Origin of the sequence: Clostridium pasteurianum, from assembly GCF_001705235.1 — a bacterium.
In the GTDB taxonomy this organism is placed as follows: Bacteria; Bacillota; Clostridia; order Clostridiales; family Clostridiaceae; genus Clostridium_S; species Clostridium_S pasteurianum_A.
The window spans coordinates 2,946,528-2,968,443 of sequence record NZ_MCGV01000001.1 but is presented as its reverse complement, the minus strand read 5'-3'; the positions used below and the strand labels follow the sequence as shown (position 1 = coordinate 2,968,443).

Sequence of the window (21,916 nt, the reverse complement as noted above, 5' to 3'; positions counted from 1 at the left end):
CGCCTCCTTATACAAGTACATCCTTTTTATTAAAAACAATGAAACTTATCACTACTGAAAGAACTGTCCATACAATCAAAACCAACATTGAAAAATTGAAATTCATACCTGATACTATTCTAGCTTTTCCCGTAAGATATTGAGGTAAATTTAAATTCACTACAAAAAAGTACTTTGCCGCTTCTATGTCATCTAAAAAGGCACTCAAAATATTTCCACCAATTAAAGCCGCCATCATTATGCCAATTGATGCCGCAGTACTTTTCACAAAAATTGATACCATAAATGATATTGAAGCAATAACTACAGATATGAAAAAACTCAAGGCACACATAATCATTAAATACTGCCACTGATATATCCCTACAACACTGGATGAATCAACTTTTCCTCCAATAATTTTGTAACCAGTTATAACAGGCTCAAAAAAACCATTATAGTGAAAAGCTATTACTGACACACCTAATGGTATTAGGGCAGTTAGTAATACAACCAGCGCTGACATTATTATAAGTGCTATATACTTACTTAAAAGTATTTTCCATCTTGGAATTGCCCTTGTTAAAAGCACTTTTATAGTCCTATATGAAAATTCCGAAGACACAATATCTGCCGATAGTATTATTATCAAAAGTGGCAAAAGTAGTGACACTGACTCCCCCATAATTTCAGAGGTGAACTTTGATGAAGTTGGTGTAACAGGATTCATATTATTTTTAAGATAATATTTATACTGCTCAATCTGAATATTAATAGATTTTTCATCAGATTTTTTAACACTTTTGTACTTTAATTTATTTTGTAAATCCTGAATCTGCTGATTTATAGTAGGCCTCCAGTTATAATTAGCAGTGCTATTCGTATTAGTATAACTCCTCACTGTTCTTTCATACCTATTGTTTTCTCCATATGCAAATGAACAGCTTTCTAATAATATAATTGCTATAATCAAAATAATTTTTTTCTTAAATAACATTTTTATAAGCTCATTTTTTATGAGTTTTATCAAAGTTATCACCCCCTCTACTTATCACCAGTAATGCTTAAAAATAAGTCTTCAAGATTTTTCTGCTTGCTGCTGGCAAATTTAATTTTCAGCCCATTATCTACAAATGAGCTATTTATCTCCATTAATTTTCCTTCGTCTACTGAAGCTTCAAGCTTATCTTCTTTAATTCTAGCTGATACGTTCCAATATTTTTCTAATATTTCTCTTCCCTTTTCATTATTATCAAGCTGCCAGAATACCTCTTTAGTTTTAAGAATTTCTGATACAAAAGCATTTTTAAGAACTTTTCCATCCTTTATTATTGAAACCTTATCACATATCAGTTCAATTTCCGCTATAAGGTGACTTGAAATGAGTACCGATATTTTTTCTTCCTTTGAAAGCTTTTGTATGAGATTCCTGAGGTCATTTATTCCAGCAGGATCAAGCCCATTTGTTGGTTCGTCTAAAATGAGAAGTTTAGGTCTTTTCATAAGTGCCTGAGCCAATCCCATCCTCTGCTTCATCCCAAGAGAATACGTACTCACCTTATCCTTAATGCTTTTCCCCATATTGACTAAGTTAACTGCATATTCAATATCTTCCTTTGTTACATTCTTATCCATATCCGCAAGCATTTCCAGATTATCTCTTCCACTCATGTACTCATATAAATCCGGTCCTTCTATTATGCACCCCACATTTTCCATAGCTTTAACATAATCGTTCAATACAGAATATCCGCAAATTTCAATTTCACCTGAAGTTGGCCTTGAAAGTCCCACAATCATTCTTAAAGTAGTAGATTTACCAGCTCCATTTGGTCCTAAAAAACCTAAAACCTCTCCTTCTTTTATCGAGAAACTTATTCCCTTTATAATTTCCCTACCATGTATAGTTTTATGTACATCTTTAATTAGTAAAACTTCCCTCTCCATAATAAGCCCCCTATCATATAGCATACCTTTATTATGATTAATTTTTTATATAATATCAATACTATCATATACAATTTGCATAAAACCTATTAACCTTTGCTCCAATTAAATCTCTCACCTATTAACGAGCGAAGCAATGTCAGCACCTCGGTACCAGCCCTCTCTCAATCTTCTAGTCCCACAATGTTTCAAATCATTAAATAAATTTTACCATCCAGAATTCCATAGGCACGGAGGAATTTTTTCCTTGTACCGCCTCAAACGAGAAGGAGCAATGCTGAAGGAACGATTTAAGGCATCTGAAAAAAAATAATAAATCTTGGTGAAAAAATCATTAATCTTTACCCCAACTAACTGTCGAATCAAAGTTGATTCCCTCACCATGCTGACAAGCGCAGCAATGTCAACACCTAATAATCAGCCGTCCCATAACATTCTAGTGGCACAATATTTCTAATCATTAAATAAATTTTACCATCCAAAATTCCGTAGGCACGGAGGAATTTTTTCCTTATACCACCTCAAACGAGAAGGAACAATGCTGAAGGAACGATTGAAAAAAATTCTAATAAATCTTGATGAAAAAATCATAAAATACTTAGATATTTCAATTTGTCTGAGCTTCTTTTCAGCGAGTTATTGAAATATCTTAGGATTTTATGATTTTTTCACCTTAGATTTATAGGATTTTTTTAATGTTCCAAAGCATTGTTCCTTCTCCTTATTTTTCTAATGGCAGGAAGTATTTTAACACCTATAATTGATGCTATTATACACTTAACAGCATCCCCTGGAATAAATATAAAGAAACCTGTTTCAAAAGTCTTAAGTATACCTATATTAACATTTGAAACATACCTTAGTATTATATACATATAAGGCAAGCCTATTATATAAATTGATAAGCTTCCTAAAATGCATGCAACTGCTACTCTTAAAATTCCCACTTTGCTGCTCCTTGTAATAATACCAACTATAATGGGTGCTATAATAAATCCAATCAAATATCCAAAGGATGGATGAAAAACAGATGAAATTCCCCCGGTTCCACCCGCATACACTGGCAAACCTACAATTCCAAGTATTACATAAATTAATTGTGATAATGCCCCTAAATATGGTCCAAGTAATAATCCAGAAAGTAAACTAAAAAAACTCTGAAGTGATATAGGTACACTCCCAACTGGTATACTTATATATCCACCCACAACCGTTAAAGCTGCAAATAGCGCTACTAAAATCATATCTCTCGTTTTTATTTTCATAAAGAGCCCCCTAATATAATCTGTATTGTAAACCTATGTATATTATATAGTTTACAATATAAAATTATAATTGATTGCACAAAATATGTCAATAAACACACGTGCAAATTGTAAAATAAGATTTAGTATTATATACTTAAAATAATAAACCTGATTAAACTTTAAATTTCAACACAATATATCAGGAGGATTTTAACAATGAATAAACTTATTTCACTATGGATTTTGGTAAAGCCTAAAATAAGATACCTTTTTTTAATGTATACTGCTTTCCTACTTTATACAAATTCTAAAATAATCAGTACACGTTCAAGTATTTTAATTTTATTAGATGCTTTTCTCATAATTTACACTTTTATTACATTAAATAAAAATCATGATAAACAATATAGTAATTCTTTTTTTATAATCTCTATATGTATATATAGTTTAATTTGGATTTTTGGTCACTGCGATAATATATACTATTTTATTTTACTCGACGATTTATTTGATATCAAAAACAGTAAACGTCGAAATATTTTTTTGATTTTTCATGCTTCAATTTTTGCCTTTATAATTTGCTTTAAATCACTATCAGAAGAAAGTTTTTCTAACAGCATAAATGATATAGCTTTTTTATTTTTAATTTACGCATTGATTATAATAACTTATTTTTCAATTCACAAACTTAGGTGGGACAGGGATAAACTTAAAATACTAAACTCAAATTTAATAGAATATTCCTTTAAAGAAAAAGAATTTTTAATTTCAAACGAAAGAAATAGAATTTCCCAGGAGCTTCACGACTCCATAGGTCATTCACTCATGGCTCTTTCTATGAATGTAAGATATTTAAAAGCTATAAAGGGCACTCAAAAAATGGATAAAGAACTTGATGATATAGATGATTTAGTAAAAGAAAGCATAGATACTCTTAGAAATACAGTATACAATTTAAGAAAGCTAGATGAAAACTTGTGCTTCAATGAGCAAGTAAAAAACATAATAAACAAATTCAACGAACTTGATATAGTAAAAATTAATTTCGATTGTGATAAATCAATAGAAAATACATCAGTACATATAAAAAACGTTTTACTTACCACCATAAAAGAAGGAATAACCAATGGTTTAAAACATGGTAACCCTAATGAAATAAATATTTCTGTAGAATCAATAACTTCGAATAAAAATGTACCATTAATAAAATTACTTATTACTAATAATGGTACGGGATGTAAAAATATAATTAAATCACATGGACTCAATGGAATTACAGAAAGAATAGAAAGTGTTAATGGCAGCGTAACCTTTAAAAGCCCTAATGGCAAGGGTTTTATTATAGAGGCTTTAATAAAGGGAAACTAAAGGAGGTAGGCTTAAAATGATTAGAGTAATGATTGCAGATGACCAGGCAATAATACGTGAAGGCTTAAAAAAAATATTAAGTTTAGATAATGAAATAGAAGTAGTATCACAAGCCTCAAATGGATATGAAGTTCTTGAAAATTTAAGTAAACATATTGTAGATATAATACTGATGGATGTAAGAATGCCAAAAATGGACGGAATAAAATGTTCTAGTCTCGTAAAAAAAGATTACCCTAACGTCAAAATAATAATACTTACAACCTTTAATGAGGATGACTATATTTTTGATGGAATTGACAGCGGCATCAGTGGATATTTACTTAAGGACAGCGAAATTGACTATATTATAAAAAGCATAAAAGAATCCTTTAATAATAAAATGATGTTTGATCCAAGTGTCACCCCAAAACTTGTAAATGCTTTATCTACTAGGAACACAAAACCAAATAAAGCTGAAGTTTTAGATTTATTAACAGATAGAGAAAAGGATATTGTAAAGCTTGTTATTGATGGAAAGAGCAATAATGAAATATCAGACATCCTCTTTATTTCGGAAGGCACAGTTAAAAATTATATATCAAAAATTTTAAAAAAATTAAATCTGAAAAGAAGAACTCAATTATCCGCGCTTTTTCTAAAAAATAATCTTTAATTATAAGTACGTATGTTACTAAAGTAATGTATGTGCTTATTTTTTTACGTGTAATGTTACTTATTGCACATTTAATATTCTTTGTTTTAGCTATAAATTATAAATATAGAAAAAATAATTTATTAGAAATTGGAGGAGAAAATTTTGGATTTTACTGATTTCACAAAATTTACAAATATGTTTGAATACAAGGTATATCTTTATGCCCTTGGATTTATGTTTTTATCTGAATTTATAATATGGGTATTTACTTCAATTGGAAACAAAGAAAATAGTAAAAAATCTGATAAAGGTTCAATTTGGGCAATAATTTTTGGATACTGTCTAAGTATTTATATAAGCTATTATTTTACAGGCTCAGCGGTAAATGCATTTATAAAAAATCTTATGTTCCCACATTTCTTTTACTATATAGGAATCTTCTTAATAATAACAGGTACGATAATTCGTGCTTACTCTGTTTGGACACTAAAAAAAGCATTCACATTATCTGTACAAACCACATCTGATCAACATTTAATACAAAAAGGATTTTATCATTACGTAAGAAATCCTGCCTATACTGGAAGCATTCTTAGTCTTTTAGGTATAGCATTTTCGCTGCGAAATATATTATCACCTATAGTTGTCTTAATTATCTGCATAATATGCTATGGAATTAGAATAAAAGTTGAAGAAAAAGCATTAAAAAAACAGTTTAATAAAGAATTTGAAGACTACTGTAAACACACTTACTGTCTATTCCCATTTATATGGTAAATCATTTTAAAATTGCAATAAAGGTGCTTCACTTGGAACTTCAAATTCTATAGCAAATGGCTATAGAAATACTTTAAAAAATACCATTGGAGGTAAACAAAAATGAGTAATTATATTGGTAATCTACTAATTGGTTTATTGGTGTTATTTATAATCTTTTATAATCAAATTAGAGTTAGACAAGTACGTAATGATATGAGATTAATTTTTCCAATAATTCTTATAATATTAGGTCTATCAAATCTAAAAAACTATTTTAATACTCATACTTTAACTTTTATGTCACTAACATCAATTTTAATAAGTTTGTTTATCCTAGCAGTTGCTATGGGAACATTGAGAGCCTATACAGTAAAACTATGGTATAAAGGCTCTATTCTATTTCGCCAAGGAACCTTACTGACTATAGTATTATGGATTGCATCATCAATACTTCATTTAATGATTGATTCCATATGGCATACTAGTCAAGCTACATTTCTAATTTATTACGGAATAACTTTATGTTCACAAAGATTGGTAGTATACTACCGTTCAAAACATATTGTTTCAAATGCCTAAAAAACAGTTTTCTATTTTAACAATAAAACAAAGGTCTATTAGAAGGAACGATTTATAAGATTTTTTTAACGCGACGAAGCATTGTTACTTCACAAATTTAAGCTTAATATCAACGATCTCCCCTTTTGTCCCTATTCTCATAGGAGGCCCCCAGGTTCCATACCCAGATGTAACTATCAATTTGAAGTTTCCTTCATTTAAATATCCATAGGCATCTTTAAAAACTAAATTTGTTGTAAGATTAAAAGGAAATACTTGCCCATCATGAGTATGACCTGAGAGCTGCAAATCCACTCCATTTTTCTCTGCTTCATCTAATGCTACTGGTTTGTGGTTAAGCTCTATAATCGGCAGTGCTTTGTTCCTACCTTTTAAAATATCCTTTAAAGGTTTTGGCTTTTTACCACTAGCTGAATCATTTCTCCCTACTACATAAAAGCTATTATCAACCTTAACCGCTTCATCCTGCAAAGTCCTAACATTTGCTTTTTTCATATATTTAATAGTTTCAGACACATTGTCAGAATAATATTCATGATTTCCAGTAATGGAATAAACACCATATTTTGATTTTATGTTTTTAAATTCTCTTCCATAATATTTCTTTAAACTTGTAGGTGTACTTTCATCTACCATATCACCGCAGAAAAAAACTATATCTGGCTTAAGTTTATTTATGGAATTTACCATCTTATTAATTCCATTTTCCCTAATCATTATTCCCATATGTACATCAGATACCATTACAACATTAAGTGTTTTTATATTTCCTGCCTTTTTATTTATATTTAATTTGTAGTTAGTTACTGATTGATGATTTGCATGCCAGAATCCAAAGCAAAATATAACTATAACAACTGCAAAAATTGAAATTCCTCTACCATAAACTACACTTAAATAATTTCGCATGTTTCCGCTAAACCCTAGTTTGTTAAGAATAAACTTCATTATATCTGTCATTGGAAATAATATTATAAGATAAAAGAACAAAGCTATTGAAACCGCACCTATTACTGTCAAAGTTTCAGTTAATCTATTATTTATAGATATAGTACTTCTTGCTATAGCAGCTAAAATAAATGAAAATGCCAAAAACCAAAATACAGTCCAATAGATTTTTGAATTTGCTTTTCCCCTTTTAGTAAATAATATTCTGCTGCCTTTTTTTCCAACATAATACCACAGCATTGTATATAAAAATAGTATTAATAGCTCTAAAATAATATTTCCAATTGTAATTAACATTGTTTTCAATTCATATCACTCCCACCTTTTTTGATGTCTTTCTGCACATATCAATTACTATAAAAACAGCAATTACTATAACCACTATATAAGTTAGCACAGGTACTCTTCCAGAAGAATTTAATACAGCTCCATATGTATTATCAATTCCATGAATCAAAACTGGGAATAACAAGCTTCCATCAGTTTTATTATAAACCCAAGTAATCTCTATAGATAATATTATAGTCTCTATCATATAAATTAAAAAATTGTCATATCCAGTACCCGAAATAAAAAACATAGGTAGGTGCCAGAGTGACCATACTACTCCTACAATTACAGCTGAATAAACTGGGTGAAATTTCTTTTGAAGCCTTGGAAGTAAAAATCCCCTCCAGCCAAATTCCTCATTTAAAGGTCCTCCAAATAATATTATTACTATAAATAGAACAAGGATACCTAGAACACTATCTGTTTTAAAACCTTCATAACTACGATTAACAAAAACTTTTATGTTAAATCCAATAATACTACATATAAAATAACTTAAAAATGCTTGCGCAGTTAAAGGTAGCAATGAAAATATATAAAAAATAGCATTAAATCTCCAATTGGTAATTTTCTTTAGTAGCAGCTTTATTTTTTGTACCCCACCAAAATATCCTATAGTAGCTATACCCATAATGCTTGGCATACTTCCCCCTAACACACGGAAAAAAGTATAATACATATTATTTGTATATATACCTTTACTTAAAACTCCTTTAGAAGATAATAATAAAGTTCCCCAACACAAGTAGGTACCCACAAAGGTCATAATTAAAAATAATAATATTTGTTTCTTTTTTAGCTTCTCTTTTAAGCTATACGTTTATACCACTTCCTTTGCCAAGCTTTTTTCTTTTAATATATATAATAGCTATCAAAATTATAATTACAATAATCTTTATAATAATCTGTACCAATCCGTTAATCTTATCAATATAATTAATTCCAAACTTATTATTTAAATTTACTATGAATAGCGATGGATCTTTTTCAGTACTCCAAAGATCCAAATAAAAATCCCATGCAAAATGAAGTCCAATAGGCATATATAATGATTTTGTTACTATAAAAGCCTTCCAAGTATAATTCCCATAAGAAAAACATTAGTGAGAGAATTAATATCTTGATAACGGGTAATATGAAATGCTGTAAATATAATAGAGCTTACTATTAAAGCAAAAATTTCACCTTTCCACTTAGCTAAATAATTAAGCAAAATTCCTCTACAAAATATTTCCTCACAAATTCCTGCAAAAATTGCAACTAAAGAAACTAAAAATATAGACCAAATCACCTTATTCACTGCTGCAAATTCAAAACCCAGACCCTTGATGCTTATAATTTTAGTAACCATTAAAACTACTACCAAAGTTGTAATCATAAGTATTGAAATTCCCATACCTTTAAATAAATCGCTTAAACTATTTCCTTCAAATTTCATAGAAATAAGTTCTAAATTAAATTTTCCACCACTATTTTTTTTAACTACTAAGCATGGTACAATTGTAACTATTATCTCTAGAATTAAAGTATTTACTGTTCCATTGTTAAATAATTCGAGTTTCGTTTTACTCATAAGTAAAGTAAAACCTCCAAATATGCATGCAGCAATTGTGGTTAAAGCAAGTGCCATAATTGCAATTTTAAAATTTTTATCTAGTTTCCTTAAGCTCATATTCATTCTCCCCCCTTATCTTTTTCACCCCAAAAATTAGCATAAAAATAAAAATCATTATAATAACAATTCCACAAATAAAAATTTTTTCAAAGCTATAAGAGTTTAATTTATTACTTAAATTTATTATAAAAAGATTTGGTTCATTAAGACTTACTAAATTAGTAAAAAAGTCCACTGCAAAGTGGATTCCAATTCCCAAGCACAAAGAATTAGTATATATAAAACTGTACCCTAGAACAATTGCCATTATAAAAACACTGATTAGCATTAAAAAATCGTGATACCTACTTGTATGAAATATAGTAAAAATAATTGAACTCAATATGAGTGCTAATAAATTCCCTTTAGCTTTAGATAAGTAATTTAATAAAACTCCTCTAAAAAAAATCTCCTCACAAATTCCTGCAAAAATTGCTATAAGAAAAACACTAAGCACACTCTTTATAACTTCACTTCCTGTGTAAAATTCAAAGCCTAAGCCTTTAAAGCTCATAAACTTCATTCCCCAAAAGGTTAAATATAAAACCATAATGTCTGCAAAAACAACGGCCATTCCGAAAAATATATTCTTCATTTGACCATGAAATGTTATTCCTATAAGCCTTAAATTGAGCTTTTGATTACTAAATTTCTTTACAATCAAACAAGGAATAACCATAACTACAATTTCTAAAATAGCATTTGAAAGTGCAGGATTATTTAATATACTTAAACCATGAATTCTAAAGAAATTAATTATTGTCTGCTCTAAAATTATTCCTAAAATAACTGCAATTAAAGAAATTAAAGCTATTTTAAAATTTTTATTCATTTATAAATCACCTTATTCTTATTGTATGTAAGTACTATTTATGTAGTACACTTGCTTTTTAATTTTCCTTCCTACCTATAATAATATCTAAAGCATAAGTAATAAAAAAGTTACCACAGTCACAATTTATATGACTTATAATAACTTTAATAGTTTCTTGACCATATGGTCATTATATAATATAATGTGATTACCGAATGACCATATGGTCAAAAGCAATGTATGGAGGCTACATATGATATTCAAAGAATTTGGAAATAAAAACAATCCAGTTATCATCTTTCTTCATGGCGGAGGCCTATCCTGGTGGTCATTGAAACCACAAATTGAAGCACTGCAAAAAGATTATTTTATTGTCACACCAATTATCGATGGTCATGGTGATGATTGGGATAATACCTTTATAAGTATAAAAAAATCGGCAGAACAGGTTATTTGCTATATAAAAAATAATTGTAACGGAAAAGTTTTTGCAATTTGCGGTCTTTCCATAGGCGCTCAAATTGTTGTAGAAATACTATCAGAAGAATGTGATATTACCGAAAATGCTGTTATAGAAAGTGCTCTAGTTTATCCTATGAAAATTTCCACAAAATTAATTGTACCAATGTACAATCTGTGTTATGGATTAATCAAAAGAAAATGGTATTCAAAGCTGCAAGCTAAAACATTAAATGTACCTGAAGAATTATTTGAATCTTACTATAAGGACAGTTCACGAATGACAAAACACTCTCTAATCAATATGACAAAAAGTAATGGTAATTATCCAATGCCTCAAACCTTATGCAATACAAAAGCAAAAACATTAATATTGGTTGGCGAAAGGGAACTATCAATTATGAAAAAGTCTGCAAAGCTACTGCATAATACTGTAAAAGGTAGCTCTTTGAAAATCCTAGAGAAATATGGTCATGGAGAAATTAGTTTAATTCATACAGATAAATATATTGATTTGCTAAAGCATTTCTTTGAGAGTACAAATCAATAACCTTTAGAAAATAACCAATTAGGAGTGATCTAATCTTGTACGAAGCTTTTGAAAAATTACCAGATGAAAAGAAAGAAAAAATCATTGATATATGTGTTAAAGAATTTGGCCAAAATGCCTACAGCAGTGCTTCAACAAATACTATAGTAAAAAAATCAGGAATATCTAAGGGAGCTTTATTCAACTATTTTGGAAATAAAAAAAATTTGTTTTTGTACATTTTAGATTATATTACAAATTATTATGTAAATTACTTAATAGACGAAATGGGAGAAAATAGTCCTGACCTTTTTAAAAGAATACTTGACTGGACTGAACTTAAAATAAAAATATCTTATAAAAATCCTGATGTGTATAAATTTTTTATAAACGCCTATGTAAATACTCCTGACGAATTAAAACTTGAAATTACAGAACGTTTTAATGCACTTTATTCAAAGGGTCTATTTTTGACCTTTGATGGTTTAGATTTATCAAAATTTAGAGATGATGTAGATATACATAAATCAATACAAATAATACTCTCAGCTATAAATACTATATCAAGAGAGAAATATATTAATGATCCTTCTTTGGGCAAAGATAAAGGTTTAAGCAGCTTAAACAATAGATTCCAGGAATTAAAAGAATACATTGAAATTTTAAAGAAAGTCTTTTACAAATAATATATTATTTTCTTAAACTTTTAATTTGCTTTATAGGCATAATCATATTAACTATCAAAACAAATAGTGGAACTAAAAAAGCCGTAAAAAAGTACTCTAATTTAAAAACAATAGCATATTCTCCCTTAGGTTCCCATATAATTATATTTAAAATTTCCATTGTAAGTGCTGCTACCAAAGTTCCCACGCAAAATGCAACTAAATTAAGCACAGCATTTTCCTTAAATATTTTCTTGTAAATTTCAATTTTCTTATATCCAATCAAATTTAAAGTAGAGAACTCTCTTTTCCTATTTGAATATACAACAAAATTTATATGTACAATTGAAATACACAATACAAAAATAATAAGTCCATCTAAAATAATTTTTAAAACATTTACACTGTTATACATACCATAAATCTGTTTTTTTAAACTTTCATAGTCATAAAAAGTTATATCGTCTCCATTTATACTCTTAAGTTTTTTACTTATATTGCTCTGTTTTTCACTATTTAGAGAGCAGATAAAACTATGCTTTAATGCCTCACTTCTACTCATCCCTATATTCTCAGTGTTAGACGTAATTATAATATTACATGGACCATCCATTATTCCAACTACTTTATAATCATCATTAAGATAAATATTTGAGTTTGTATTTTTTCCAAGATAATCCCCAACAGCTATCTTATTCTGCTTAGCAAAATTAAGTGGAATAATTATTTCATTGCTGTCTCCACGTGGCATTCTTCCCTTTATAAGCTTCATATGAAATAAGCTAACAGTACTTTTTACATCTTCCTTAAAAACATTAAAAGTGATTCCTGTATTGCTCATAAAAATAGATGTATACCCAAAGTAACCTATATCACCTACTACTGGTATTATTCTGCCTACATCCTTATCGTTTTCAACAGTACTGATTAAACTTTTAGGAATATATTCTTTAGCTCTCGCTTTTACCATAATGCCCTTTTCAACCAAATTCAGTCCACATGAGTTAGAACCGTGTATACTGCTGTAAAATAAAACTGAAATTAAATATATAAAATACACGCTTAATACAACACATATAAACTGTGGTAAAATTTTTTTTAAATTGTTTTTTAAATAGTTCGCAGCACCTAAAGGTTTCATTAATCTTCTATCCCCTCTCCGGTTTCAATAGAAGTTACTGAACCATCAAACATATTTACTATACTATCTGCATTCTTAAGTATAGATTTATCATGAGTTACTATTATAATCATCTTTTTATTTCTATATTCCTCAAAAAAATCCATAACCTTAAGTGCATTTTCATGATCTAAAGCCGCTGTAGGCTCGTCTGCAAATATAACTTTAGGTTCCCCTATAAATGCTCTTGCAATTGCAACCTTCTGCTTTTGTCCTACTGAGAGCTGATGAGGTTTTTTTCCTGACAAATGCAGTATGTCAAGCTTATCCAGTATAGTTATCGCTTTCATTTTTGCTTCATTACTATCATCATTTATAGGTGTCAAAACATTCTGAAGCACTGTCATATAATCAATTAAAAAGTGTTTTTGAAAAATAAATCCAAAATTTTTTTTTCTAAGTTCAGCATTTTCATCAGGAGAAATTTTACTATAATCTATTTCATTGTAATAAGCTTTTCCAGAAGTTGGGCATTTTAATCCAGCCAAAGTATATAAAAGTGAGCTCTTTCCACTGCCTGATGGTCCCATAATTCCAATCATTCTGTTACCTTTAAGCGAAATAGTTATATTTTTAAGGGCATAAGTTTGAAGTTCCTTTCCCATATCATAAACAAGATTCACATTTTCCATCTTTAAACTCATTTTTTCACCCCTAATTCTCTTCAATCATATTAATTGGATCAAGCCTGCTTATCATTACATTTATAGGTACTATAGTAAAAAGTGCCGTAAACAGCGGTATATAAAGTGCTATTACAAATGCTTCTAAATTAAATACAATCCCAACTGCACCAGATGCCTCAAATACATATTTTTTCCATAAAAGACTCATACCAATTCCAAAAATCAATCCTAAAATATAGGACAATGCATTTGTCTCTAAAACCTCAATTAAAGATCTTTTTAAAATTTTTCTTTTGCTGTAACCTATTGCATTTAGTATTCCAAGTTCTTCTTTTCTATTTAAAAATTGTATACACCTAGAGCTTCCAACCGTAACTACCATTAGAAAGATTGAAGCTATAATAAAGATATTAAACATACCCAAATTATTTTCTGCTTTATCAAATTGATCCTTCAAATTATTTAAAGTATATACTTCCACTTGTTTTCCCGAAATCTTTTCAATAAATTTATTCATTTCATTTATATGTCCACTTTTAGGCACAATAATAAATCCATCTGTATTTGACTTTTCATTATTTTCATAATTAGGCATAGAATCTTCATTAGCTGACATCAAAGATATTAAGTTTTCCCCACCTATTATACCGACTACTTTATAATCACCATCAATATCATTAAGAAGTTTTGTTTTCTTTCCAACTATATCTCCAACTTTAATTTTCTGATTTTTTGCTTCATCATAGTGAACTGCAATTTCATTTTTGCCATCTTTCGGAAGCCTTCCACTCATTATATTATCATGAGCTTTAACTATAAAATAATTCATATCATCATTTCTCATGGCTAGAATCTTTGTAGATGAATCTTCATATGGAATAACATATCTTATATCATACTTTTGCATCGGTATTATTTTATCCACATTTTTATCACTTTGTATTTTATATAATATATTTTTAGGAATTCCTTTTGACTTTGAATACGGAATACATATAGAATAATCTTTAAAATTCAAAATGGCTCTATAAATTGAATTATCCGTACTTTTAACAAAAGTGATTACCATATACAAAAAACCAACTGCAACAGCTACTGAAACAATTGAACTTAAAAATTTCATCTTATTATTTCTATTGTAATTAAATGCAGACAATGGTTTCATAAGCATATTCCTTCCAGATTATTAAAATCATATTTCTTAATCATTATATTAAAATTAAAAGTAATAAAAAAGTTACCATGGTCATATATTTAATGACTAAACCAAACATTTTTATTGACTAAACTTATCTTCAAACATAGACTTTAAAATTTTAGCCGCCTCAAGCCTATTTGAAGTTTCAATCTTACCATAAATATTACTTATATAATTTTTCACTGTACCCTCAGAAATAAAAAGAGATGATGCTATCTGCTTGTTATTAAACCCGCCAACTATCATTTTGGCAATTTCTTCTTCCCTGTTTGAAAAATTTTTTAGTACTTTTTTAGCTTCAGTACCGACAATAACAGTGCTTTTTGAAATACTTTGAGCAAGTTTTTTAGCTACCTTTGATGGCAGCATAAGTGAACCTTTATAAGCATCATTTACAGCTTTAATAAGTTCATCACCTTCTATGTCCTTTAATATGTATCCCTCTGCCCCATAATTTAAAGCTTCTATTATGTATTCTGTATCATTAAAAGTAGTAAGTATTAAAATCTTTATATCTTTATAGAGGCTTTTTAATATTTTAGTACATTTTACTCCATCCATTTTAGGCATCCTTATATCCATAAGCACTAAATCCGGCCTATTTTCTTTGCAAAACTTTAAAACCTCTTCTCCATTTTGAACTGTCCCTACTATTTCAAAATTTTCTTCAAGCTCAAGTATTGTCTTTAATCCATCTCTCATAAGTGTTTGATCATCTGCTATAAGTATTTTTATATTATCCATATTTCACCTCATATAATAACTATTAAACTTCAAATGATAAATATATTCCAAAACCCTCTCCACTTTTAGATAATACACTAAAATCTGCTCCTATTTCTTCTGCTCTACCTTTCATTGCCCTCAATCCAAAACCAGGCACAATTACATCTGATGCCTTTCCATTGTTCTCCAGTGAAAAGTATGCTCTTTCATTTTCTCTATATATCTTTAGGAGAAACGCTGTACTATTACCATGTTTTATACCATTAGTTAATCCCTCTACGAAAGTTGATATTATAACTTTCTTCTGATCCTCACTAAATTTTATACTTTCATCTACTTGAAATTTTATTATAACGCCCGAATGTTTTTCAGTCTCAGCAGCAATGGATTTTAGTTCAGAATAGAAATCCATTATCTCATTTCCCTTTTCAAGTATACGTACAGATTCTCTTATACTATTAAGACCCTTCCTTACCTGCCCCTGAGCTAAGTCAAGTTTTTCTAGAGACTTTTCTATATTATCTTTTGCCATAAGTCTTTTGCATGCTTCAATTTCTACTAACACTGTAGTAAGAGTATGTCCAACAGTATCATGTATTTCCCTTGCAATTCTATTTCTTTCCTTAAGTGCTGTCATTGTTTCTACCTTTTCATAAGCAACCCTTAAATCATCATACATAGAATCCTTTTCCATCTTTTTTATAGTTGCATCTTTTAGTGATTCTTGTATAAGTAAGTTTTGATTTAAAAGTCTATTTATCAGAAAAAATATAAGATAAACTATAACAAGAATTAGGAAACTACCCATTATTAATATAACAATAGTACCTTTATCGTAAGGCTTGTTTAAAATTGCAATAGATGATATTGTACACAAAATAAAAGAACATATAATACTCCAAATATAAGTCTCATCAATAACTATATCAGCTATAATAAAGAAATAAAGACTATTGGATATAATTGTAGTGTCTATCCTATTAATTATAAATATTAAACTAACTTCAATAGAATATAATAAAAAAAATGCAAGCCTATTTCGTCTTACCTTTATTGGAACATTATGTAGTGCAAAAGCATTAATTGTGTATAATGTCATGAAAATTAAATATAAAGTTATAATCGGAATCCATTTATTATAATTATAAAGACAATCCATAATCATAATTATTACAAACATGCCATAATTAATTCCCATCACCATACGTATTGCATTATTATTCATATATACTTCCTCCAAAATAAGCTTATATACATTTTAACATAAAATTACACATAATTATAATTAATCGAAGCTCATCTTGGATTGGTTCATAATATCATTTATTTCCAAAAACATACTGATTTAGAAGAGAAGTTTTATTTATATTGAATAGAAAATAGGATATGTTTTTTTATTCTCAACACCAAAATATAGTTTTAACTTTTTTCATTACAAAATCTTCTATGGAATAAAGTCTCTTTAAAAATTTCCATCCGCGTGAATTATGGATTTTATACAGTGAATTTTGATAGTATAAACTTTTTTTTCTACATTTATTTAATTCATGATTTGCATTTCCCAAGTTTATTTTATACTGCTCCAATTCACATATTAATTTATTCATATTATTTTGAAGAATAGAGTTCTGCATGTTTAATTGAGTTGTTTCACAATTTTTATTGTTTTCATTTATTAAGCTAACCCCATTGCCTGGAATAAGTTCCTTTATTGTTTTCATATGATTATCAAGAATTTTCTTATCTTTTGATATAAGTTTAGAATAATCCAAAGGTTTATTTAGCATAGCTTCTGATAAATTAATCATTTCCTCTAAATTTCCAAATAAATTTGCCTGTAAATTTCTATCCTCAAGAAAGAATCTGCTTTTTTCCTGATCCATCAATATAAAAGGCACATTATGTATATATGAAAATATTGAACCGTGAAGTGAACATGTAATAACATAATTAAACTTTCCCATAACCGTAAATACTTCAAGAGGCTTCATTATGGGAAGTATAGTAGCATTCGCAATTCTTTTGCTAAGCTTATACATATAATTATAATCGTAATTATAATGCGTTATTGGAATAAAATATATATTATACGGCAGTTTAGATATCCACTCTATTAATATTTCCTCCTCTTCACCTGAAAAAAGATTGGGAATAAGATGAATTCCAATGCTTGGTTTTTTTATTTCTATAGGAAAACTTCCTTTTAAATCCTCTAAAAGCATAGTAGTACACGGTACAACACTGCTTTCCTTACCTGTATATTGAGCCTTCTTCATATCACCCGTACTCCTAAAGGTAACATATTTATAATCCCTTAAGTAATATAAGTCTTTAGGATTTCCAACAACACCAACAGCATTTAAAATATTTCTCCCCCTCAATTTAAACTTATCATAAAAAAAGTCACTATTTTCCCTTATTAAGTGCCCTCCCCCTATTATTACAGTATTATATTTAAACGAAGAAATATCATTGAGTAAAACCTCTTCAAAATCCACTTTTAGTTCTTTCATCATTTTTTTCAGGCTAATACCAATGGCTGCATCTCCCGTATTTCCACTTATGTTATCATACATTATACCAATTTTATTTTTCAAAATGTACACCTCTTAAATTCACAGCGTATTTCTATCCTAAAGTATTATTTTTATCCAAATCACTTATATTATACATTTAGGAAATAAATTCAATATAAAATTAATGTAAAATTTTTATAACTATAATTAATTGCGAGAATTTTTGACTATTATAAGCATTTTTAAGTACCATTTTCATTACAAAAAAATACTTATATTATGATAGCATAAATTTTGAGGTAGCAAAATGAACGTTGATATAGTGTTTCAAGGTGAAGGTGTTTTAGGTATAGGCTACGTCGGTGTACTCAAGGCACTTGAGGAGAATAATGATTTTGCCAGATGACCTAAGAAAATACAATATTGATCCCATGGAATTCAGTATTGCAAAAGCAGTGCGCATGAGTTGTTCTATACCACTTTATTTTACTCCCTACATTCTAAAAAATACTTCACCATACAGTTTTATTGTTGATGGTGGTCTCTTGAGCAACTTTCCAATATGGATCTTCGATGTTTAAGGAATACCTGAGTGGCCAACATTCGGAATAAAAATAAACAAAACCGCAAGTAATATTCTTAAAGGTAAAACAAATATACTCCCATATCTTATAGATTTAGTAAGTACTCCTTTAAACTACGACTCAGGAATGTTTGTACGTGAAAAAGATGACATCAGAACTATAACTCTAGATTATAACAATAAAATTTCTAAGTCTTTTTATAATTTTGGGCAAGGCTTATTGAATTTTATTTAAATCGTTCCCAAAATACTATTGCTTCGCTTTATAAGTGAAACAATGATACCTTTTCTCCGTTCCACTACGAAAAGCTTATAACTTAATTTACTGATTAGTAATAACTTTTTAATCTACTTACTGTATAAAATACATGCTGTCTTAACATTTACCTCAAACATAGTCTAAGCCCAAAATTCCGTAGGCACGGAGGAATTTTTTCCTTGTTTTACCCCAAAAAGAAATTAGCAGCATTTTGGAACGATTTAAAAAAATTCTAATAAATCTTGGTCAAAAAATAATGAAATACTTAGAGTTTTTAATTTGTCTGACCGATAGGGAGTTATTAAAAACTCTTAGTATTTCATTATTTTTTGATCTTAGATTTATAGAATTTGTTTAACGTTCCAAAATGCTGCTAATTTCTTTAATTTCTTTCACAAACCTATCCATCTCTTCATCATTCCCTATGCTGACTCGCAAATAATTATCAATTCTTGAATCATTAAAGTATCTCACTAATATTCCTCTTCTTCTTAATTCTTTAAATATATCCTCTGCGTAAACCTTAGGATGACTTATAAATATAAAGTTAGCTTTTGAATCAATAACTTTAAATCCTATTTTTCTTAATTCTTCACTTACTCTATCTCTAGTTTTTATGATTTTTTTTCTTGTATCTTCAAAATATTCTTTATCCTTAAAAGCAGCTTCAGCTCCTGCAAGTGCAATTGTATCCAAAGTATAAGAATTTATAGAATTTTTTATTCTCTCAAGTCCTTCTATAAGCTCATGATTTCCCATTGCAAAACCAACTCTAAGACCAGCTAAAGCTCTTGATTTAGAAAATGTTTGAATTATTAAAAGGTTCGGATAATCATTTATAAATTTAACTGCTGATTCGCCACCAAAATCTATATAGGCCTCGTCTATTATAACAACAGAGTCAGGATTTGAATCCAATATTTTCTTTATTGCTTCAAGTCCAATATATTTTGCAGTAGGCGCATTAGGATTTGGAATTATTACTCCTCCATTATCTTTACAAAACTCATCTACATCAATACTAAAGTCATCTTTTAAAGGAATTAATTTGCAATTCAAATCTAATAAATTGGCATAAACCTTATAGAAACTGTATGTTATATCTGCAAAAAATACAGTTTTCTTAGGACTAAAAAAAGTCATAAAAGAAAATGCCAAAACTTCATCTGAACCATTGCCTATAAAAATTTCATCTTGAGATAAGTTGTAATATTCAGCAATAGTTTTCTTAAGTGAATCACAATTGGCATCTGGGTACAATTTAAGTCTATAATCTGCAACCTTATTTATAGCCTCTATTACCTTAGGCGACGGTGGATATGGATTTTCATTTGTATTTAATTTTATATATTTCTGATCTTTAGGCTGTTCACCTGGAACATATGGTTTTAACTTTTTTACACGCTCATTCCAAAACTTACTCATAGCTTCACCCTCTAAACTAAAATTTTTGTATGTATAAATAAAATTGTATATTTATATAATATCATAAAATTTTATCACGTTAAAGTGGTAAATCGTAAAAGTAGTAAATCAATTACACCTTTCCTTCATTTCACTACAGAAAGCTTTTAATTCAGATTTTCGGTAGCTCTAGCGGAAGAAAATCTTCCTTGCCTTTACCCTTTATGGGCAGTAACAGTATTTTAAGAACAATTTAAATAAAACTCAATAAGACTTTGCTTCAAATTATAAAAAGACTTAGATGTTTCAATTTGTCTGAGCTTCTTTTTAGCGAGTTATTGAAACTTCTTAGGATTTTTATAATTTGAAGCTTAGTCTTATGAGTTTTATTTAATGTTCTAAAATACTGTTACTGCCCAGCCGCTTATTCATTAATACTAATAGAATATGTACATGTAAATTCTTTTCCTGCTTCAAGTTTAATTCCATCTTCTTTTTCTCTAAAATCGCCATTAAAATCTTCAAAATCAGCATGACCAAACCATGGTTCTATACATACAAATGGTGCACCACTTTCTTTAGACCATAATCCAAGATAAGGAAATCCATCAAATTTTACTGTTATTGTACTTTTATTTTTGTTATTCTTAAGTGAAATACTCTTTGAATTTAAATCTTTAAATATCAGTACTCCCTGCTTAAACAATTTTTCATCTAAATTTATTATATTTGAAGCATACAAAAATGGAGATGTATTTCTTCTAAGCAAAGAATCGCCATTAAGTCTTGAAACTCCTACTGTCTCTGGCTTTTCAAACTCAAAATAATAATTATTGAACTTTAACTCATCCTCTTCAGATTGCTTTCCAATGACTGGGCAGTTAAATCCAGTATGAGCACCTATAGAAAATACTATATCCTTATCATCTACGTTCTTTACATTATAAGAAATTTCAATTGTATCTCCATTAAGTACATATGTAACTCTTAATTCAAATTTATATGGGTACTTTTTTATAGTTTCTTCATCCCATAAAAGCTTAAACACAACCTTATCATCACTTTTACTTTCAACTTGAAATTTCATATCTCTAGCAAAGCCATGTTGGGGTAAATCATAAACCTTATCATTAATTCTATATTGATTATTTTTAAGTCTTCCAACTATAGGAAACAAAATAGGTGCATGTCTTCCCCAATACTTAGAATCTGCTGTCCAAATATATTCATTTTCATTTTTTTTACTTTTTAGACTTGTAAGTTCTGCTCCATTTTCTGCTACCTCAACTTTAAAAATTTCATTTTCTAATTTTACACACACTATTACCACTCCTTAAACATTTACTATTAAATTGGATTCAAAGGCATCCACTTATATATTTTAACATAAAATGCTCCTGTATTATATAACAGTTTTTTTAATTCAAATTTACTGTTATGTAAGATTTTGACACCTAAAATTTTACATATGCCACCTAATGTGTTATCATAGAAGAAGTTATAATTAAA

General features: G+C 28.6%; 22 protein-coding genes. 6 read left to right on the top strand and 16 right to left on the bottom strand.

The genetic code is table 11. The features are described 5' to 3' along the window. Positions 1-7: 7 nt before the first annotated feature. The 3 genes from BEE63_RS13345 to BEE63_RS13335 form a co-directional block, all read right to left on the bottom strand. Positions 8-1,009: an ABC transporter permease gene (locus BEE63_RS13345; protein ID WP_066021853.1), complete on the bottom strand. Its 1,002-nt coding sequence runs from the start codon at positions 1,007-1,009 to the stop codon at positions 8-10. Positions 1,010-1,023: 14 nt separating this feature from the next. Further along, positions 1,024-1,926, bottom strand: a complete 903-nt coding sequence (locus BEE63_RS13340; protein WP_066021852.1) for an ABC transporter ATP-binding protein — start codon at positions 1,924-1,926, stop codon at positions 1,024-1,026. A gap of 692 nt (positions 1,927-2,618) precedes the next feature. Then, complete coding sequence (locus BEE63_RS13335) at positions 2,619-3,191, bottom strand: biotin transporter BioY (protein WP_066021851.1); 573 nt, start codon at positions 3,189-3,191, stop codon at positions 2,619-2,621. A 198-nt stretch (positions 3,192-3,389) separates the two neighbouring features. Here BEE63_RS13335 and BEE63_RS13330 point away from each other — a divergent pair, with 198 nt between their 5' ends. The 3 genes from BEE63_RS13330 (at position 3,390) to BEE63_RS13320 (ending at position 5,955) form a co-directional block, all read left to right on the top strand. Further along, entirely contained in the window at positions 3,390-4,541 is a 1,152-nt protein-coding gene (locus tag BEE63_RS13330; RefSeq protein ID WP_066021850.1) for a sensor histidine kinase, read from the top strand. Between the two features lie 16 nt (positions 4,542-4,557). Continuing rightward, positions 4,558-5,196, top strand: coding sequence for a response regulator transcription factor (locus BEE63_RS13325; RefSeq protein WP_066021849.1), 639 nt, complete (start codon positions 4,558-4,560; stop codon positions 5,194-5,196). 144 nt (positions 5,197-5,340) lie between these two features. Next, complete coding sequence (locus tag BEE63_RS13320) at positions 5,341-5,955, top strand: methyltransferase family protein (RefSeq protein WP_081312550.1); 615 nt, start codon at positions 5,341-5,343, stop codon at positions 5,953-5,955. Positions 5,956-6,600: 645 nt separating this feature from the next. Here the strand turns inward: BEE63_RS13320 and BEE63_RS13310 are convergent. The 5 genes from BEE63_RS13310 to BEE63_RS13290 all read right to left on the bottom strand — a co-directional run bounded on the left by BEE63_RS13310 (position 6,601) and on the right by BEE63_RS13290 (position 10,280). Beyond that, complete coding sequence (locus BEE63_RS13310; protein ID WP_081312549.1) at positions 6,601-7,770, bottom strand: metallophosphoesterase; 1,170 nt, start codon at positions 7,768-7,770, stop codon at positions 6,601-6,603. A 1-nt stretch (position 7,771) separates the two neighbouring features. Beyond that, positions 7,772-8,437, bottom strand: coding sequence for a CPBP family intramembrane glutamic endopeptidase (locus BEE63_RS13305; protein WP_066021847.1), 666 nt, complete (start codon positions 8,435-8,437; stop codon positions 7,772-7,774). A 169-nt stretch (positions 8,438-8,606) separates the two neighbouring features. Then, positions 8,607-8,837, bottom strand: coding sequence for a hypothetical protein (locus BEE63_RS13300; RefSeq protein WP_066021846.1), 231 nt, complete (start codon positions 8,835-8,837; stop codon positions 8,607-8,609). Positions 8,838-8,854: 17 nt separating this feature from the next. Further along, positions 8,855-9,466, bottom strand: a complete 612-nt coding sequence (locus tag BEE63_RS13295; RefSeq protein ID WP_157797113.1) for a CPBP family intramembrane glutamic endopeptidase — start codon at positions 9,464-9,466, stop codon at positions 8,855-8,857. Further along, the gene (locus BEE63_RS13290) at positions 9,444-10,280 is read right to left on the bottom strand and encodes a CPBP family intramembrane glutamic endopeptidase (protein ID WP_066021844.1); all 837 of its coding nucleotides are present in this window, start codon (positions 10,278-10,280) and stop codon (positions 9,444-9,446) included. The genes BEE63_RS13295 and BEE63_RS13290 overlap by 23 nt, the downstream gene beginning before the upstream one ends. A gap of 235 nt (positions 10,281-10,515) precedes the next feature. On the opposite strand from BEE63_RS13290, the gene BEE63_RS13285 reads away from it, so the two are divergent. Continuing rightward, positions 10,516-11,271: an alpha/beta fold hydrolase gene (locus BEE63_RS13285; protein ID WP_066021843.1), complete on the top strand. Its 756-nt coding sequence runs from the start codon at positions 10,516-10,518 to the stop codon at positions 11,269-11,271. A 35-nt stretch (positions 11,272-11,306) separates the two neighbouring features. Then, entirely contained in the window at positions 11,307-11,936 is a 630-nt protein-coding gene (locus BEE63_RS13280) for a TetR/AcrR family transcriptional regulator (RefSeq protein ID WP_066021842.1), read from the top strand. Between the two features lie 4 nt (positions 11,937-11,940). Here the strand turns inward: BEE63_RS13280 and BEE63_RS13275 are convergent, their stop codons facing one another. The 6 genes from BEE63_RS13275 to BEE63_RS13250 all read right to left on the bottom strand — a co-directional run bounded on the left by BEE63_RS13275 (position 11,941) and on the right by BEE63_RS13250 (position 18,242). Then, positions 11,941-13,056: an ABC transporter permease gene (locus BEE63_RS13275; protein WP_066021841.1), complete on the bottom strand. Its 1,116-nt coding sequence runs from the start codon at positions 13,054-13,056 to the stop codon at positions 11,941-11,943. Further along, entirely contained in the window at positions 13,056-13,739 is a 684-nt protein-coding gene (locus tag BEE63_RS13270; protein ID WP_066021840.1) for an ABC transporter ATP-binding protein, read from the bottom strand. The genes BEE63_RS13275 and BEE63_RS13270 overlap by 1 nt, the downstream gene beginning before the upstream one ends. 10 nt (positions 13,740-13,749) lie before the next feature. Continuing rightward, positions 13,750-14,886: an ABC transporter permease gene (locus BEE63_RS13265; protein ID WP_066023233.1), complete on the bottom strand. Its 1,137-nt coding sequence runs from the start codon at positions 14,884-14,886 to the stop codon at positions 13,750-13,752. 111 nt (positions 14,887-14,997) lie between these two features. Continuing rightward, complete coding sequence (locus BEE63_RS13260; RefSeq protein WP_066021839.1) at positions 14,998-15,663, bottom strand: response regulator transcription factor; 666 nt, start codon at positions 15,661-15,663, stop codon at positions 14,998-15,000. A gap of 22 nt (positions 15,664-15,685) precedes the next feature. Then, a complete protein-coding gene (locus tag BEE63_RS13255) occupies positions 15,686-16,870 on the bottom strand; it encodes a sensor histidine kinase (RefSeq protein WP_081312546.1) in 1,185 nt (394 codons plus the stop codon). 175 nt (positions 16,871-17,045) lie between these two features. Further along, positions 17,046-18,242 (bottom strand): polysaccharide pyruvyl transferase family protein, encoded by a 1,197-nt coding sequence (locus BEE63_RS13250; protein WP_066021838.1) that lies wholly within the window; start codon positions 18,240-18,242, stop codon positions 17,046-17,048. Between the two features lie 308 nt (positions 18,243-18,550). On the opposite strand from BEE63_RS13250, the gene BEE63_RS22575 reads away from it, so the two are divergent. After that, on the top strand, positions 18,551-18,742 hold the full coding sequence (locus tag BEE63_RS22575; protein WP_081312545.1) for a patatin-like phospholipase family protein: 192 nt from the start codon (positions 18,551-18,553) through the stop codon (positions 18,740-18,742). A 615-nt stretch (positions 18,743-19,357) separates the two neighbouring features. On the opposite strand, the gene hisC is transcribed toward BEE63_RS22575, so the two are convergent. After that, positions 19,358-20,428, bottom strand: coding sequence for a histidinol-phosphate transaminase (gene hisC, locus BEE63_RS13240; protein ID WP_066021836.1), 1,071 nt, complete (start codon positions 20,426-20,428; stop codon positions 19,358-19,360). 403 nt (positions 20,429-20,831) lie between these two features. Next, a complete protein-coding gene (locus BEE63_RS13235) occupies positions 20,832-21,728 on the bottom strand; it encodes an aldose 1-epimerase family protein (protein WP_066021835.1) in 897 nt (298 codons plus the stop codon). Positions 21,729-21,916: the final 188 nt, after the last annotated feature.

Bases quoted from the DNA above. Each gene is read 5' to 3' on its own strand.
- BEE63_RS13340 (WP_066021852.1), bottom strand. From the start codon at position 1,926: ATGGAGAGGGAAGTTTTACTAATTAAAGATGTACATAAAACTATACAT.
- BEE63_RS13335 (WP_066021851.1), bottom strand. From the start codon at position 3,191: ATGAAAATAAAAACGAGAGATATGATTTTAGTAGCGCTATTTGCAGCT.
- BEE63_RS13330 (WP_066021850.1), top strand. From the start codon at position 3,390: ATGAATAAACTTATTTCACTATGGATTTTGGTAAAGCCTAAAATAAGA.
- BEE63_RS13325 (WP_066021849.1), top strand. From the start codon at position 4,558: ATGATTAGAGTAATGATTGCAGATGACCAGGCAATAATACGTGAAGGC.
- BEE63_RS13305 (WP_066021847.1), bottom strand. From the start codon at position 8,437: ATGCCAAGCATTATGGGTATAGCTACTATAGGATATTTTGGTGGGGTA.
- BEE63_RS13300 (WP_066021846.1), bottom strand. From the start codon at position 8,837: ATGCCTATTGGACTTCATTTTGCATGGGATTTTTATTTGGATCTTTGG.
- BEE63_RS13295 (WP_157797113.1), bottom strand. From the start codon at position 9,466: ATGAGCTTAAGGAAACTAGATAAAAATTTTAAAATTGCAATTATGGCA.
- BEE63_RS13290 (WP_066021844.1), bottom strand. From the start codon at position 10,280: ATGAATAAAAATTTTAAAATAGCTTTAATTTCTTTAATTGCAGTTATT.
- BEE63_RS13285 (WP_066021843.1), top strand. From the start codon at position 10,516: ATGATATTCAAAGAATTTGGAAATAAAAACAATCCAGTTATCATCTTT.
- BEE63_RS13275 (WP_066021841.1), bottom strand. From the start codon at position 13,056: ATGAAACCTTTAGGTGCTGCGAACTATTTAAAAAACAATTTAAAAAAA.
- BEE63_RS13270 (WP_066021840.1), bottom strand. From the start codon at position 13,739: ATGAGTTTAAAGATGGAAAATGTGAATCTTGTTTATGATATGGGAAAG.
- BEE63_RS13265 (WP_066023233.1), bottom strand. From the start codon at position 14,886: ATGAAACCATTGTCTGCATTTAATTACAATAGAAATAATAAGATGAAA.
- BEE63_RS13260 (WP_066021839.1), bottom strand. From the start codon at position 15,663: ATGGATAATATAAAAATACTTATAGCAGATGATCAAACACTTATGAGA.
- BEE63_RS13255 (WP_081312546.1), bottom strand. From the start codon at position 16,870: ATGAATAATAATGCAATACGTATGGTGATGGGAATTAATTATGGCATG.
- BEE63_RS22575 (WP_081312545.1), top strand. From the start codon at position 18,551: ATGATTTTGCCAGATGACCTAAGAAAATACAATATTGATCCCATGGAA.
- hisC (WP_066021836.1), bottom strand. From the start codon at position 20,428: ATGAGTAAGTTTTGGAATGAGCGTGTAAAAAAGTTAAAACCATATGTT.